The sequence below is a fragment of the Halorhabdus sp. BNX81 genome, from assembly GCF_029229925.1.
Classification (GTDB): domain Archaea; phylum Halobacteriota; class Halobacteria; order Halobacteriales; family Haloarculaceae; genus Halorhabdus.
In genome coordinates, this window is record NZ_CP107254.1 from 1,269,983 (window position 1) to 1,285,745 (window position 15,763).

At 63.1% G+C, this 15,763-nt stretch carries 12 protein-coding genes and 1 pseudogene; 5 read left to right on the top strand and 8 right to left on the bottom strand.

The annotated features are described in order from the left end of the window. Nucleotide 1: 1 nt before the first annotated feature. Nucleotides 2-1,420, bottom strand: coding sequence for a hypothetical protein (locus HBNXHr_RS06340; RefSeq protein WP_275883583.1), 1,419 nt, complete (start codon nt 1,418-1,420; stop codon nt 2-4). 155 nt (nt 1,421-1,575) lie between these two features. On the opposite strand from HBNXHr_RS06340, the gene HBNXHr_RS06345 reads away from it, so the two are divergent. Both HBNXHr_RS06345 and HBNXHr_RS06350 read left to right on the top strand, forming a co-directional pair. Then, the gene (locus tag HBNXHr_RS06345) at nt 1,576-2,427 is read left to right on the top strand and encodes a heme-copper oxidase subunit III (protein ID WP_275740510.1); all 852 of its coding nucleotides are present in this window, start codon (nt 1,576-1,578) and stop codon (nt 2,425-2,427) included. A gap of 1,036 nt (nt 2,428-3,463) precedes the next feature. After that, nucleotides 3,464-3,607, top strand: coding sequence for a hypothetical protein (locus HBNXHr_RS06350; protein WP_275883584.1), 144 nt, complete (start codon nt 3,464-3,466; stop codon nt 3,605-3,607). A gap of 44 nt (nt 3,608-3,651) precedes the next feature. Here HBNXHr_RS06350 and HBNXHr_RS06355 read toward each other — a convergent pair whose 3' ends face one another. After that, on the bottom strand, nt 3,652-4,995 hold the full coding sequence (locus tag HBNXHr_RS06355) for a cellulase family glycosylhydrolase (RefSeq protein WP_275740514.1): 1,344 nt from the start codon (nt 4,993-4,995) through the stop codon (nt 3,652-3,654). Nucleotides 4,996-5,437: 442 nt separating this feature from the next. On the opposite strand from HBNXHr_RS06355, the gene dacZ reads away from it, so the two are divergent. Together dacZ and HBNXHr_RS06365 are read left to right on the top strand one after the other, a co-directional pair. Continuing rightward, the gene (gene dacZ / locus HBNXHr_RS06360; protein WP_275740516.1) at nt 5,438-6,244 is read left to right on the top strand and encodes a diadenylate cyclase DacZ; all 807 of its coding nucleotides are present in this window, start codon (nt 5,438-5,440) and stop codon (nt 6,242-6,244) included. Next, the gene (locus HBNXHr_RS06365) at nt 6,244-7,026 is read left to right on the top strand and encodes a mechanosensitive ion channel domain-containing protein (RefSeq protein WP_275883585.1); all 783 of its coding nucleotides are present in this window, start codon (nt 6,244-6,246) and stop codon (nt 7,024-7,026) included. The genes dacZ and HBNXHr_RS06365 overlap by 1 nt, the downstream gene beginning before the upstream one ends. Here the strand turns inward: HBNXHr_RS06365 and HBNXHr_RS06370 are convergent. The 4 genes from HBNXHr_RS06370 to HBNXHr_RS06385 form a co-directional block, all read right to left on the bottom strand. Further along, nucleotides 7,003-7,560, bottom strand: coding sequence for an acyltransferase (locus tag HBNXHr_RS06370; protein ID WP_275740520.1), 558 nt, complete (start codon nt 7,558-7,560; stop codon nt 7,003-7,005). The genes HBNXHr_RS06365 and HBNXHr_RS06370 overlap by 24 nt on opposite strands. Nucleotides 7,561-7,632: 72 nt before the next feature. Next, nucleotides 7,633-10,035: a DUF2309 domain-containing protein gene (locus HBNXHr_RS06375; RefSeq protein ID WP_275883586.1), complete on the bottom strand. Its 2,403-nt coding sequence runs from the start codon at nt 10,033-10,035 to the stop codon at nt 7,633-7,635. Next, entirely contained in the window at nt 10,025-11,506 is a 1,482-nt protein-coding gene (locus HBNXHr_RS06380; RefSeq protein ID WP_275883587.1) for a proton-conducting transporter membrane subunit, read from the bottom strand. Before HBNXHr_RS06380 ends, HBNXHr_RS06375 begins: the two co-directional genes overlap by 11 nt. Nucleotides 11,507-11,757: 251 nt before the next feature. Further along, complete coding sequence (locus tag HBNXHr_RS06385) at nt 11,758-12,243, bottom strand: AsnC family transcriptional regulator (protein ID WP_275740526.1); 486 nt, start codon at nt 12,241-12,243, stop codon at nt 11,758-11,760. 189 nt (nt 12,244-12,432) lie between these two features. On the opposite strand from HBNXHr_RS06385, the gene HBNXHr_RS06390 reads away from it, so the two are divergent. After that, a complete protein-coding gene (locus tag HBNXHr_RS06390; RefSeq protein ID WP_275883588.1) occupies nt 12,433-13,113 on the top strand; it encodes a carbonic anhydrase in 681 nt (226 codons plus the stop codon). Between the two features lie 34 nt (nt 13,114-13,147). On the opposite strand, the gene HBNXHr_RS06395 is transcribed toward HBNXHr_RS06390, so the two are convergent. Both HBNXHr_RS06395 and HBNXHr_RS06400 read right to left on the bottom strand, forming a co-directional pair. After that, on the bottom strand, nt 13,148-13,576 hold the full coding sequence (locus tag HBNXHr_RS06395) for a CopG family ribbon-helix-helix protein (protein WP_275740530.1): 429 nt from the start codon (nt 13,574-13,576) through the stop codon (nt 13,148-13,150). Between the two features lie 132 nt (nt 13,577-13,708). Next, nucleotides 13,709-15,654: pseudogene (locus HBNXHr_RS06400) on the bottom strand (3-hydroxyacyl-CoA dehydrogenase NAD-binding domain-containing protein). Nucleotides 15,655-15,763 lie beyond the last annotated feature (109 nt).

Genomic DNA, 15,763 nt, shown 5'->3' on the forward strand with positions numbered 1-15,763 from the left:
GTTACAGGAACGGTGGTTGAATCGTCGGCTGGGTCACGATCCAGAGGCTCGTCATCGTGTAGGCGACCATCACCAGGGTGAAGGGGTACTGGCTCCGGATGGCCTGCAGACGGCCGGGAAACAGGTCAAAGGCAGCTGCGTGGGCGATCCAGATCGCCAGCAGATGGCCGGCCAGCACGCTCGCGACCGAGATCGCACCGAACCATCCCGGCAGCGAGAACACCGGGACGACGGCGGGCGGCGACAGCGGCGACGTGAGGACCGTCGCGAGCACGGGCGCGAGCGAGAGGAAGTATCCGAGATAGTGCGCCAGATGGTAGCCCGCAGCGATCGCGATCAGCGGTGGGGCAAACCGTCTGGCAAGTTCGCCGGCCGCGAGGTAGGTCTCGCCGGTCGAACGCGCGGCCCGGGCGGCGAGTCGATAGACGCCGAGGAACGCCACGAACCCGACAACGAGGGCCGCCGGATATATGAGGTGGGCCGGTACCCCCACCTCGATGAGCGGGCTGATCAGGGACTTCCAGGCTGGCGTCGCCACGAACCCGTCGTAGGTCGTCGACCACAGCAACGCGACGACGAACGCCACCTCGCTCGAATCCGTCACGAGATCGGTGCGCGTGAGGCCCACGCCCGGCGCGCGCACTGCCAGGCTGGCGTCACCGTGCTTGTTGTCGCTGATGCGCGTCGAGATGGTTTCGATCGGAGCCACGTGGCCGTAGTACTTGAAGACAGCCGAGATCGGGTCGACGCGGTCGAACCACCGGTCCGGCCCGAAGACGACCGCGCCGGCGATGGCAACGACGGTGTAACCAACAACGACCGTCGACAGCAATGCGGGATCGTCGGCGAGCGGGCTGACAACTTCGATCCAGATGAGCGTGAGCAACCCGACGACGGCCGGCCAGGCACCGACCGACGGGAGCGTTCGGTCCAGTGAAGGGAGCACCTCGGCGACCGTCCGCCAGGGGTTCACCGTCGACCACGTCTCCCCAAGCAGGTACGCACTCATGGTGTAGCCGGCCCACCATCCGACCCAGACGAGCAAGATAGCGAGGTTACTCAGCCCACTTTGGGGGCCGACGTAGCCGATCGTGACCACGACGGCCACTCCGAGGACGGCACCGACGCGGGCGATCGACGCGAGACCGTCGCGGCCTGGAACCGGGACGGTCGCCCGCCAGCCGTGAAGATCATCGATAAGTCGGCGATCGGTGACGAAACTCGCCAGCAGGAACGACGCGCCAACGACGGCCCCGCCGGTCAGCAGGAACAGCCAGGTCGGCACGGTGACGCTCTCGCGCGCGCCCTCCCCGAGGCTTCCGCCGTGTCCGGCGGCCGTTGAAGCGAACAGTCCGGCCACTCCCAGGGCCACGATCGCGACCAGTCGACGCGCGAGTTCTCGGCTCCCCAGCGACGGCATTGGCTGCCCCTTCGTGGGTCCGGCCCGTGTAGGTTCCGGCTTGGGCAACGCGGTCGGGGCCGTCTCGGCTTCCCGCCGGACGCCCGGGTGAGGCGACGGCGGCAAAAGACTCCCCCGAAGGTGCCTTTTTGCCCGCTGCCGGGGAAGTCAGTTCCATGAGTATTGTCGAAGACTCGGATGCGGGCGACGGCCATCACCTGCCCGCCGAGGAGGACTGGCCACGCGGGTTCGGTGAGGCGAGCTGGTGGCCCTTTATCACCGCGATCGGAGCCGCAGGGATCTATCTGGGTGCCGCGCTCTGGCTACTCGCCGGCGGGGACGACCCCCTGGTCGGATCCTCGGTCGGTCCGGGGACGATCGTCGCCAGCGTCTTCTTGTTTCTGGTCGGAATGTATGGCTGGCTGTATCACGCCTTCGTCGTGGACTTCTGGCATCGTGGGTCCGACACGAGTGGCAGTAGCGCCCTTCGGCTGGGTATGTTACTATTTCTCGGCTCGGAGATCGCCACGTTCGGTGCCGGGTTCGTCTACTACTTCTTTATTCGTGCCGGCGCGTGGCCACCGGATCACCTCCCTCACCTGCTGGGGAGTCTCGTCGTCATCAACACCGCCATCCTGATTGCTTCCAGTGTGACGCTACACATCGCTCACCTCGCGCTCCGGCGGGGCAACCGCCGTCGGTTCCTCCAGTGGCTCGCCGTCACGCTTGCGCTGGGCATCGTCTTCATCGCCGGCCAGGCCTACGAGTACTACCAGTTCATCGTCGTTGATGGGTTCTCGCTGTCGACCGGGACCTTCGGGAGCGCCTTCTACGGGCTGACCGGCCTCCACGGCGCACACGTCACGCTCGGGGCGATCCTGCTTGGCATCGTCTTCGTTCGCGGCATGGCCGGTCAGTACTCCGAGCACCGCCACACCTCCGTCAGCACTGTCTCGATGTACTGGCACTTCGTCGATGCCGTCTGGCTATTCCTCGTGGCGGTACTGTACGTCGGCGCGGCCGCCTGAATCCGAGAATTGGTTTTCCAGTCACATTCAGTAGATGCGTGGAATGACCGTTACTGGTCTTTAGGTGAATGCAGGCGCTAAGCCCCTTCCCTCAATTGAGCGACTGAAGGGAGTGAAGTAGGGTGGAGATACAGCTTCCCCAGAAATCGGAAATTTCTGGTGTGCGAACGAATTCCAAAGAAATTAGTTAACACCTGTGAAGACTGCGCTTCCTGTGGATACGTCCGTATCTGCAAAGCGCGTTCGTGAAATTACATCTCACGGGCTGTCTGACGGAGTCTGACAACGCCGTAGAAGTATAAAGGTCCCCTCAAGGAGCGAACGGCGCCAGCCGTGAGCGAATAGGGTAGGGTAGTTCACTAGCAGTCATTGATCGGAGCTCGTCTAAGGATCATCGCATCCCCGTGATTGTTCCCATACTCGAAGTAAAGATACAGACACACCTTGTCCTTTGAAGTGTCGAGATTATCAAACTCAAGGATACGTTCGCGGCCGTTGACCGTTCCATGAAACGCCACGAGGTTCGAATCTGTCGGTACGTCAATAGTCCCCACTTCGTGGGACTTGGGATCAAGGGTGCGAGATCTCCATTCTAACAACTTCTTGTCCGTTTCTAGCGCAAATCGGAACTCATTCGTGGAATTTCTCCAATTTCTAAAGATGACGTTCACTTCACGAACAGACGGGTTGCCTTGAAGCGCATCAAGACAACCCGCCAACGATGAAATACCGAGACTCCCACTTGCGATCAATACATTCCGACGGGAGGACATTATGTTCCGACAACTCGAGTAATGGAATATCAACCTTCTGGACGTTCTCAAGGCGGTGTTCAGACAAGCATCGATGAAAGAGCTACTTTCTGCGGGCTAATCAGCCGAATCCTGGTGGCCTGCGAAAATCGGAGAGTTCCGGCGACAGCGAGGCGCGGGATCGAAACTGGCGAGGGCTTTCAGAGCAGTCTCACTCGGTTCACATCTCCATCTGAACACCACCGTTCTCAAATACAGTTCTTTCCGGTATTGACCGTCAATCGATGGCCATCACGTGGTTTTGCGAACGGTTCTGTGACACGCTGCAAACTCGCTCCATCTGCTATCATGAATGTGGCTGGGAACCCTGGGAGATCGAGAGTCGTCTGAAGCACTACGAGGGCATCGACAACCACGACTGGGCGTGAGCGTTGCTTTTGGGGTGGACGTGGAAATACCGAGAATGGCTCTCTCAGTAGAGCTCTCTGAATAGTGCGAGGAGATCGCCGACGCCGACGGCCCCGTCATCGTTGAAGTCATAGGCGTGTGGGTTCGTCCGGACCGCCTCGGTATCGCGGTTGTTCAGGAGCCACCGTACGTCGCTGATGTCGGTCTCACCGTCGCCGGTGACATCCTCGATCCGGCCGTCGTTATCGGGATCTCGCCGCAGGAACTGCTTCACCGTATCGCCCATGTACCCGTCGCCGGTCTGGAGGTCCCAGTCGGCGGGTCGGTCGGTGACGTACTCCGGAATCGAACCGCCTGTGTATGGCGACCAGTCTTCTTCGTCGGGGACATCGAACCCACGCGTGAACATGTTGGGGTCCCAGAGCACGTCGAACACCCACGCGGTCGAATGCACCGGGCGCGTCGAGAGCCACTCGGTCACGTGGTGGCCGAAATCCGGATCGTGCTCCGCCCAGTCCGCGCCAGCTGCCGTTTCCTCGTTGACGCCGCCGCCCGCGGCCGGGTCCGCGTCGTAATCGAACCCCCACTCGGTCATGAAGACCGGCGCGACCTCCCAGGCGGGTGTCTCGTCGTCGTAGGGAACGTCTCCGCCGCCGTTGTTGACCGGCGTGACGAAGTCATCGTAGTCTCCAGGTGTCGTCGGTCCGTGTCCCGGATAGAGGTGGAGTGTATAGCCGAGGTTCTCCCCGTTGAACTCCTCGATCACCGCGCCAAAGGTCATCTGTGACCACCGCGGTGACCCGACGAGCACGAGATTCTCTGTGTACTCCCGAACGGTGTCGACCCACGGCTGGGCTGTGGCTTTCCACTCACCCCAGAAGTCCACTAACTCCTGGCCAGAGACGCCGTAGTTCGGGTTGCCCTGGGGTTCATTGTACACTTCGAAGATGACGTGATCCATCTCACCGTACCGCTGGGCGACGATGTCCCAGAACATCGTCACTTCCTGGCTGAGCCCGTCATCCGTCCACGGAATGTCGCGATGCCGGTGGTAGTCGATGATCGCGTACGCCCCGTTTGCCGCGCACTGTTGGACGGCCGGATCGAGATGGTTCTCGAGATAGTCCTGCAGCTGAGATTCGTCGAAGGCTGGCGGTTCCGGTCCCGCACCGGCTTCGTGTTCGCCGATGTCGACCGGTTGGACCGGCAGTCGGACGACGTCGGCGTGCCAGCCCTGGCTACTGTCCGTCGCGAGATCGATAGTCTGTGTGGCGTCTTTCCCACGTACCGGCGCGGTCACGTCGACCCGCTTGGGATCGGCAATGTTGACGCCGTGGAGTTCGACAGTGTCCCCGTCAGGCGTCTCCATCAGATTCCCGTTCCGTCGGAGCGGCGGGAGCGTATGCATATGGGAATCGGCTGCGACATTCCCTATCAGCCCCCCGCTCGCGACGACAGCGCCGGTACCGGCCGCGGCCTGTAAGAAGCGTCGGCGTGATGTCCCTGAACGGGTGGTTTCAGATCCGCTGGTTGGACCGTCGAACAATTGTGCGTCTTCGGTCATTCGATTACGTGTTTTTTCTTCGTCGATCATCGGCCTGCTCAGGCTAATCGTTCCAGTCGTTTGTACTTAATAATTGTCTATGTATTCATGGCAGTTTGCAGAAAGGGCCATCCAGCGCACCACTCTCCCGGACGACTCACCTGGGTCCGGACGTACCCAACGGGCGAGTCCGGGATCGGAACAGCCGAGGGGTTTCAGCGGTGTCGCCACTTCGGGTCGTCCGTTCTTGCACACGAGTCCTCGAGCGCCCGCAACCCTTTTTTCGTGTCCGATCGAAAATAGGACAATGAGTCAGATCGACGATGTGCTGGGACGGTTGACGGCGGATATCGACGCCGTCTTTCTGTTTGCGCCGAGTGATAGCCTCTACGAGGAATTTTCCGACGAGCAGACGGTCGTCGTCGTTGGGGCGGACAACGGCCCTGGTGCGGAACGGTTCGTCGAGTTGCCGCTGGATTTCACGGCGATCGGTGACCGAATCCGGTTCGGCGTCGAAGGCGCACTCGAAAAGGACTACGTCGTCGAGACCGACGACATTCTCTGTCTCGGGCGGACCTACGCCGACGAGCTTGACACCGCCATCCGTGTCCGCGCCGGCGAGTTCACGGAATCCGGCGTTTACGATCTGTTCGTCAATTCCCGGGCCGAACCGGGCGTCATCCGGAACGTGCTGGAGGTCGCCGTCGAGCTCGGGAAGAAAGGCCAGAAGGGCAAGCCTGTCGGCGCGCTGTTCGTCGTCGGCGACGCCGGCAAGGTGATGAACAAGTCCCGCCCGCTGAGCTACAACCCCTTCGAGAAATCCCACGTCCACGTCGGTGATCCGATCGTGAACGTGATGCTCAAGGAGTTCTCGCGTCTCGACGGCGCGTTCGTGATCTCCGACTCCGGGAAGATCGTCTCCGCCTACCGCTATCTCGAACCCTCTGCCGAGGGCGTCGACATTCCGAAAGGACTCGGGGCCCGCCACATGGCCGCGGGCGCGGTCACGCGTGACACGAACGCGACGGCGATCGTGCTCAGCGAAAGTGACGGGCTGGTACGGGCATTCAAAGGCGGTGAGCTGATTCTCGAACTCGATCCGGAGGAATACTGATGGTGGCCATCCCCGATGTCCTGCGGACCCTGTTTTCAGAGGAGACCGCGGTCGTCGTCGCCATCATCGTCCTGTTTATCGGCGCGGTCCTGAGCTATCTTGTCTGGCGCATGACGCGTTCGATTCTCGAACAGGCTGGGGTTCCCGAGGCCGTCGAAGGGACGTTTTTCGAGCGAACGCTCCAGAATGTCGGGTTTTCCACGGTCGGACTTGTCGCCCAACTCGCCGCGATCTTCGTCTATGCGCTGGCGATCTTCATCGCAGTCCAGACGGCCCAGGTCAACTATCCCTCCCAGTTCTGGACCGAATTCAGCGCGTATCTTTCGCAGTTGTTCATCGCTGCGCTCGCGATCATCGTCGGACTTATTTTAGGTGACAAGGCGTCGTTGGCCGTCAGTGAACGGCTGCGGAGTATCAAGCTCCCACAAGTTTCCGTGCTCGCGCCCGCCGTCAAGTACAGTATCTTCTACGTAGCCGCCTTGGTCGCATTGGGGCAACTCGGCGTCGCGACGACGGCGTTGCTCGTGCTGTTGGGCGTCTACGTCTTCGGCGTGCTTTTCCTGTGCGGACTGGCCTTCAAACATCTGCTCGCAGCGGGTGCGGCAGGCTTCTATCTCCTGCTCTCGGAACCGTACTGTATCGGCGACGAAGTCGAAATCGGGGATCGACGGGGCGTCGTTCAGGAGATCGACATCTTTGTCACCCACATCGAGAACGACGACGCCGAGTTTATCGTTCCCAATCAGCGTGTCTTCGAATCAGGCGTCACCCGATTCCGCTGACGGATCATCGCCCGCCGAGTCCCCATCGTTTTGTCGAGTGAGAACCTCCGCCGGGACACCCGCGACAGTCGCCCCCGAGGGAACGTCTTCGGTGACCAGCGAGTTGGCCGCCACTTGGGCGTCAGCACCGATATGGACTCCGGGGAGGACAATCGCACCGGCCCCGATCATGGCTCGCTCGCCGATCACGACCTCCCCCGTCCGATATTCGTCCTGGAGATACTCGTGGGTCAAGAGTGTCGCGTCGTACCCCACGATGGCGTCGTCCTCAATTTCCAGGAGATCGGGCCAGAGCATGTCGGGCGTCGCGCCGAACGCCAGCGCGACCCCCTCGCCGACGGACGCCCCGAGCAACCGCAAGACGACGTTTTTCAGCCGGACGCTTGGCACCAGTCCGAGCGCCCAGATGATCGCCGGCACGACGAGCATCCAGAGCGGATTCCGGGTCCGGATCCAGTGGCGCAACGAGTTTCTGGACCCGTCGACCGGGTGTCGATCGAGTCTGTCGTACCGTGTCGGTACATCGTCGCTCACGTCGTCGGCTTGGTCGGCGGTGGTATTGAATGGCGTGGCCCGACCGGCGCCAGTGGCGACGCACGGACCGTCTCAATCGTCCGCGACAGCAGGCGCGTTGGGTGTCTCGGGAGTCGGTTCGGCATGGTCCGAGACCGCGCGCCACTCGAGGTTCGCCTCGTAGTGGAAGCGGCGATGGTCCTGCGTGGGATCGACGACTGACAGCGAGAGCCAGTCGTTGTCGAGCAGTTCGGTCACCGCCGGGTTGTTGGCCAGCACGTCGGTGACACGCTCGACGGGCGCGTGAACGGCGACCGAGAGCCGCAACGGCTGGTGGTAGGGCTGGTCGACGCTCGCTTTCAGCGATTGCAACGGGAGCCCGGTCAGCAGGTCACCGCCGTTGCCCTGGTAGACGCCGACGTTACCGACCGGATTCTGTGTAATCTTCGACCCACTGCCGTAGACAGCGGTATCGACCGTCGAGAAGTAGTACTGGGCGTTGATCCACTGTGTGACGACCAGCGGGCCCGTGAAGATCGCCGCAAGCGCGTCACCGTCGGGGTCGGTCGTGTAGTCATAGGAGTGTAAGAACGCGCGTCCGTCGAGGTCGAGGTCGCTCGTCAACTCGCGGGGCCCGATCACGAACCCGGCGTTACCGGCCAGCCCCCACTCCGGGCGCGTCTCGGCCCAGTCGCCAGCGCGGCGTTCGATCTCCCGGACGCCAGCCGAGTCGTCTGTCCCCATCGCCGCGGCGCGTTCGGAAGCGGCGTTCTCCCGAGCCACCGAGAGGTCCGCACGGAGCTTTTCGAGGTCCGCGGTGTGGGTCTCGGGGACCCCGTCGTCGAAGAGTTCGACCTCGTCAGTCGTGGTGTTGTGTTCGCCGGCGAGGAAGACGGTGTCGCCTGGGATGTCGATACCGCGGTCGGCCAGGGCCGTCCTGACCGCGGAATCGTTACAGATGGCTGCGAGGACGCGCGCGTTCGGGCCACCGGGATTGCCGGCACAGGCCCCACAGTCCAGGCTCGAATCGAAGGGGTTGTTCGTCGTCTCGCTCGCGTGGCCGACGAAGACGACGAGGCGGCCGAACTCTTCGATACCCATCAACTCAAAGGCGGTCTCGGCGTATTCGACTTGCTCCTCGTGAGTCAATCCGACCGGGAGGTCGCCGGCGTAGGTGTGCTGGTGGTCGAGGAGTGGCTCGCTGAACTCGTGAGCGTCAGGACCTACGTCATCCGCGGCGTCGAACAGCCCCTGAAGGCGACGAGGAAGCAGCGTCCGTGCTGCGAGCGCCAGCCCATAGCCGCCGCCCGACTGCTCGACGAACCCGAAGGCCGTCGCCGGGTTCGCTGTCAACGTTTCGATCGCCTCACCGGCAGCTTCGCGGATCGCCGACCAGCGGTCGTGACTCGTTCTGGCGTCCTCGCCGGTCGGCATCTCGGTGATCCGGTGTTCCGGATCGACGATGGGCGGAACGGCATCGACCGACACCTCGGCGTCGTAAGCCTGATACTCCATCGGGACGCCGAAGAAGCCGGCGTAACCGTGGGTCTCGTAGTCGCCGGCCGCCTCGACGTGGCGGCGGATCAACTCCGACCGCGTGTCGATACAGAACACCAGTTGGGCGTCCGGGCGACCCGCGGGTTCGGATTCCGCGAGGGACTCGCTTTCGGCGGCGACACTGTCGAGGAGCTCGTTCCGGTAGCTGCGCTCCCACGCGGTCAGGAACGCCGGGGCGATGTCCGTAGCCGTCTCGGTCCTCGTAGTGGCCGAGTTCTGGGGGTGGATGTCGACGTCGAACGCCTCAAGCAGCGCGAAACGGGCCGCCAGATAGCCGGTCAGCGTGATCGGCGCTTTCGACTGCCAGGCGCTCCCGTCCCTGGCACGTTGCTTGATGAAGCCGGTCCAGCCGGGCAGGGCAGCCAGTTGTTCCTCGAGGATCGGCACCCACTGGCTCTCCGGCGACGACTCCATGACAGTCTCGATAGTTTCGACCGGGTCCGATGGAAGATCGGTAACGACGCCGCGCTCGGGGATCTGTCCGTCGTGGTCGGCCATCTGACGGAAGGCGGCGTAGAACCCGTCCTCGCGGTTGGGCATCGACCACGTCGCCTGTCCCGTATCGAGAAACGCCGACAGCCACTTCGTCAAGACGTGATCGACGCGGTCTCGATCCGTCTCGACCGTGTCCGACTCGGCGTCGACGTCCAGCTGTGCAAGCAGCGTTTCGGGCTCGGCGTCGTAGCCCCGCGCCGCGAGTTCGGCGGCGAGGACCTCGCGGTCGATCCGCCCGTCTGCGAGCGCCGACCGGAACGTCTCCGGGGACGGGTACCCGCGCCCACCCAGCAGATCGCGTGCCTGTCGGACGGCTTCCTCGAACGGCATGTCCTCGAATCCCGAGAGGGGGTTGGCCGTCACGAACGAGTGGATCGGCCACGCGCTACCCACGGTACTCGCGGCCTTGTCGATGCTGTCTTCGATCGTGGTATCACTGCTCATTGTAGTCACCTCTGTCGGTCAGGAGGGTGTCGGTCGGCGGCTGACTCGCGTTCACGAGCGCGACGTAGAGACGCTGGCTGCGCTCGTAGACACCCGACTCCACGCCAGCGTACGCGAGGAGGAATCCGGCGACGACGACGCCGTGGACGACGGTCAATTCAGTCGGTGCCGCGAGGACCGGCAGGTCGTCGAGGAGCGTCGAGACGGCCGAGTAGACGAGCGCGTAGCCGGTGATTGCCGGGAGGAAGACGACTGGAACCGCGCCGTAGCGGACTGTCGCCGGCAGCGACGTCCGGACGACCACGGCTCGGGCCGCCTGCAGCGTCGTGAGGACCACGATCAACGCGAGCACGAGTCCGCTGTCGAAATGGAGGCCCTTGCCCGTCAGCAGCGCGAACACCGCGCCCCCGGCGACCCCAGTCAGGAGCGTGACGCCGAATCCGACGACGCCCAGGTCGCGTGACTCGCCGCCCGGAGCCGTCTGTTCGACTTCCGCGCCCGCACTCAGGAAGTGATGGGCCTTGTAGAACCCGTGGAGGACGAGGTGGGTGATCGCGGCCCCGAAGAACCCCAGGCCGGCCTGCATGATCATGAAACCCATCTGTCCGACCGTCGAACAGGCCAGCCTGCTCTTGACGTCCGGCTGGACGGTCTTGAGGAACTTCCCGCCGAGCGCGCTGACCGCACCGAGAACGACGATCGCGAGCATGAACGTCTGCTCGACGGTGACGACCGGCGCGAATCGAGTCAACAGGATGCCGCCGGCGTTGACGAACCCGGCGTGCATCAGCGCCGAGGCCGGCGTGGGCGCAGTCATCGAGGCCAGTAGCCAGGTGTGAAACGGGAGCAGGGCGGACTGGATCATCGCCGCCAGGACGAGTGCCCCGGCCCCGACCAGCCACACAGGACCGGCCAGTCCCTCGGCAGCCGCGGCGACGCCCGAGACGGTCTCCGCACCTGTCGCCCACCACAGCGTCGCGAGCCCGATTCCGAGGAGCGCGCTACTCCCGAGGAAGTACCGGCGGGCGACGGTCGCGGCCGCCTGTGCCTGTGTCCAGTCCTCGACGGTTCCGACGAGGGCTGCCATAACGAGCCCCATCGCGAGCCAGAGCACCCAGAACAGCGCAAGGTGGTCGACGGCGACCAGCGCCATCACGATCACCGTGAATCCGAACACGGCGGCGAAAAATGACGTTTCGTGGGCGCTGCCCGCCATGTAGCGACGCGAGTAACTGTGGACGATCCCGCTGAAGAACGTCACGACCACCCACAGCAGGACGGTCAACCCGTCGACCGCGACCACTCCCGGGATCTCCCACGTCAGTCCGAATCGGATTCGTCCGAGGAGGGCGGCGACGCTCGCGGCGAACAACGACCACGCGAGCCACGTCAATACGACGGACGCGATGGCTGTCTTCGCCGTCGCGTCCGGGAGCGCTCCGACCGTCGGTTTCGAAGTGCGTCCTGCCATCGTTGGTTCCTCACGACCGCTCTCGGCGACTAAACGCAGCCACTGTCCGGATACGGTCGCATCTACACCCATACGAGAACAGATTGGGTGTTAAATCTTATTATAGTCACAATCTGTTCGTGTCATACCGTATAATAGAACATTATGTTTATGGCGTACGCTCCGGAGGGATCCACTGACGGCGGACAACTAGCGCGACGTATTCGGGGCAGGGGACGAGGGGTGGACGCCGAGAACGTCGAAGACGTCGCTCAGGAGTCGTCTGCGGTCGACGTATCAGGGTCGAACCGGCCAAATGGAGTCGTTTCGTGGGTCCGGACCAGTACCTCGTCGGCGACCGTGAGTCCCATGTCCAGCAGTTCCTGGGCGACGGGCGTGATGTCGCTGTCGGATTCGCCGACGACGGTAACGAGTAAGTTCTGCTCGCCGGTGACGAGCTCCTGGACGGAGACGACGCCGTCGATGGCCAGGATCTCCGGGATGAGTTCGCCGCGTTCGGGGATCGACGCGGTGCAGTAGAGCAACATTCGGAGCGGATAGCCCGATTTCTGGTAATCGACGCGCGCGCTGTAATCCTTGATCACGGCCTCGGATTCGAGGCGCTGGATGCGCTTTCGGACGGTGCTGTCGGCGGTCCCGGTTCGCTCCGCGATGTCCCCCGAAGACATGTTCCGGGCGTCCTCCTGGAGGGCGTACAGGATCGCCTTGTCCACGTCGTCGATCGGTTCGTCAGCCATATCAGTGCATCCACGAGCGAGACACTTACCTTTGTACGTTACCCGGACGGGCAACCGAATTCCCTCGCTTGCTCGATCGGACTCGGCGTTGCGAGCGCCGCGATACCGGTGACCGACGACTGTCTCCCCGCAGCCCCTCCCGATCGGGAAATCTCAACCACTAAACCGGCGGCACGGTTTTGATCGCACATGCGCGATGTCGTCGCCGCCATGCTTGCCGGCAACACTGAACACGCTGTCGCCTTCGACGACCGGTTTGATACCCTTCAAGACGGCCAACGGCCACCAGCAGTTACCGTCACCTGTTCGGACTCACGTGTCCTTGCTGATCACGTGTGGAACAACGACGAGCCAGGAACGATTTTCACTGTCAGCAACATCGGCAACCGCGTCGTTCAGCACGCTGATGGCGAGTCCGTCGTTTCGGGTGACGTGCTCTATCCGATCGTACACACCGGGACAGAAACCGCCGTCGTGGTGGGCCACACCGGCTGTGGTGCGGTCACCGCAACCTACGACGCGCTGACTGGCGGACTCTCCGAACCGCCGGGTATCGATCACTCAGTCGGGTTGCTCGAACCGCTGCTTCAGGCCGGTGTCGAGGCGCTCCCTGATACCCTGGACCGCGCGGCCGCGATCGACCACCTCGTCGAGTACAACGTCGACCGCCAGGTCGCGTTCCTCCGTGACAGCCCCGATGTCCCGGCGGACGTCGATGTCGTCGGCGTCGTGTACGACTTTCAGGATCGCTACGACGGGCGGCGTGGGGAAGTTCACGTCATCAACGTAAACGGCGAGACAGATCCGGACGCACTCCGGGAGACCCACCCCGAAATCAGCGATCGGATCGACCGTCTCTGGGAGTATTGATCGCTGGATACCCCCACCCAAAATCGGTCGTCACTCAGGCCGACCCGATCACGGTTTCAATGCTGTCGACGGGCGTGACCGAATAGTCGACCGTCAACGTGTCCTGGGTCGCACGGACCTGACCGACGAAGTCAGAGATGTCCGATAAGTGTCCTTCCAAGATGAACACTTCCATGCAGTAGGCGTCGCCGACGTGGCTGTGGACGTTTGCCGTGACGAGCGAATCGTAGCGATGGCGCAACGACATCAGGCGTTGCTCGACACTGGTCGTCTCGTAGTTGAACAGGACAGTCACCAGTGCGATCAGGGCACGCCCCTCCAGGCGCTGGTCTTCGAACTCGCCCATCAGATTCCGCGCGGCCTCGCGCATGATCTCGCTGCGACCAGTGTATCCGTGTTCGGATGCGAACTCGTCGATGCGTTCGAGCAATTCCTCCGGCATCGAGACGCTGACAACGGTCATGTATTAACCTGTCTCGGGTCGAATAATAAACATTGGCAACATCCTCCACGTCCCCGAAGACACACCACAACAGCGAGTCGGGTTCACTCCCACCCTTGACCGACGACACGGAACCAAACGACCGGGGGCCGATCACTCGCCGGTGAATGCCGGATCGCGGTCCGCCTGGAAGGCGTCGATCCCCTCCAGCAGGTCGTCAGTGTCCCGCAACAACCCGAAGGCCCGTGATTCGATCTCCAACCCCGCATCGATGTCGTCCTGGCCTTTGTGCATCGCGCGTTTCGTCAATTCCTGGGCGATCGGCGGGCCCGCTGCGAGGTCGGTCGCAAGTTCGTCGACGCGGTCGTCGAACGGGTCCTCGGGGCGTATCTCGTTGAGAAAGCCGTAGTCGGCCATTGTTTCCGCGTCGAAGTGCTCGGCCGTGAAGATGATCTCCTTCGCCCGCCCCTCGCCGACGATCCGCTGGAGGCGCTGGGTACCGCCCCAGCCCGGCATCAATCCGAGGTTGTGCTCGGTCTGGCCAAAGCGAGCGTCCTCGGTCGCGATCCGGAGGTCGGCGTGGGTCGCCAGTTCCATGCCGCCACCCAAACAGAAGCCGTCGATCGCCGCGATGACCGGCATCGAGCATTCCTTGACGGTAGCGAAGGTTTCCTGGCCTTTCCGGGAGATCTCCGCCACGTCGACGGCGTTGCCCTCGGTGATCACCGAGAGGTCCGCGCCCGCCGAGAACGCTCTATCGCCCGCGCCAGCGAGGACGACTACCCGGACGTCGTCGTTCGATTCGAGCACGCCGATCGCGTCAGCCAATTCATCGAGGAGCGTCGGGCTGATCGCGTTCATCCGTTCGGGCCGATCGATCGTGACCCGCCCGATCCTGTCCGCGATATCGACCTGAAGCGTCTCGTAGTCGGCGTCGCTCATGCGTCGAACCTCCCGGCCTCGGCGGCCTGGCGAAGGGATTCGGCAGCGACGTACCGCTCGGCTCCCGTTTCCTGGTGAGCGCTGTCGAGCACGTCGGCGAGCGTCTCCAGGCCGGCTTGCTCGGCCAGCGCGACTGGCCCTTCCGGGAAGCCAGCGCCGAGCCCCATCGCCTGGTCGATGGCGTCAGTCGTCGCGACGTCATCGTCGAGGAGCGTGGCCGTCTCGTTGGCCATCACTGCGAGGAGACGGTGTTCGATATCCTCGCGGGCGGCAGCGTCCTCGTAGTCGGCACCGCCGTCGTCGTAGTCGTAGAACCCGACGTCGGTCTTGCGACCGAGTCGGTCGTCGTCGACTGCCTGTTCCAGCATGGGTGCGGGTTCGTACGCGTCGCCCACGACATCCTGGAGGTATTCGAGGATATGTAGCGTGACGTCGTTGCCGATCTGATCGCTCAACTCGAAGGCCCCCATCGGCAGTCCGAGGTTTTCGGTCGCGGTCGCGTCGACTTCCTCGATCGTCGCTACCCCATCGTCGACCAGCCAGGCGGCCTCGTTGAGCATCGGAATGAGGATCCGGTTGACGATGAATCCCGGACTGTCCTTACGGACGCGGACCGGTGTCTTCCCGAGATCTTCGGCGAGTGCATCGACCGTTTCCAGGGTCCCGTCGTCAGTGTGGGCCCCGCGAATGACCTCGACCAGATCCATTCGAACTGGCGGGTTGAAAAAGTGCATCCCGCAGAACTGTGCCGGCCGATCGGTCAGCTCCGAGAGGTCAGTGATCGAGAGGCTGGAGGTGTTCGTCGCGTAGATGGCCTGATCCGGTGCGTACTCGTCGACCTCGCCGTAGACATCCGCCTTGATATCCATGTCTTCGGGGACGGCCTCGATCACGATGTCCGCGTCAGTGACCGCGTCCTCGACCGGGACGACCGGGTCGATCCGGTCGCGGGCGGCCTCGGCCTCCGTTTCGGTGATGTACTCCCGATCGGCCATCTTCTCGAGGCTCCAGTCGATCTGTTCGTATCCGTCCCGGACAAGTTCCTCGTTGATGTCACGCAACCGGACTCCATATCCGGCGAGCGCGGCGACCTCGGCGATCCCGTGGCCCATCGTCCCCGCACCGAGTACCGCGATCGTGTCGATTTCATCGATCATCTGTCACTCAGCCGTAGGACTGACGGACAGTTAAATTTGGTTATAGATCATGAATCATATCGGATTGACGTTGCGGTTCGGGTGCCGTCGGGATCCTTTGCGACGGACT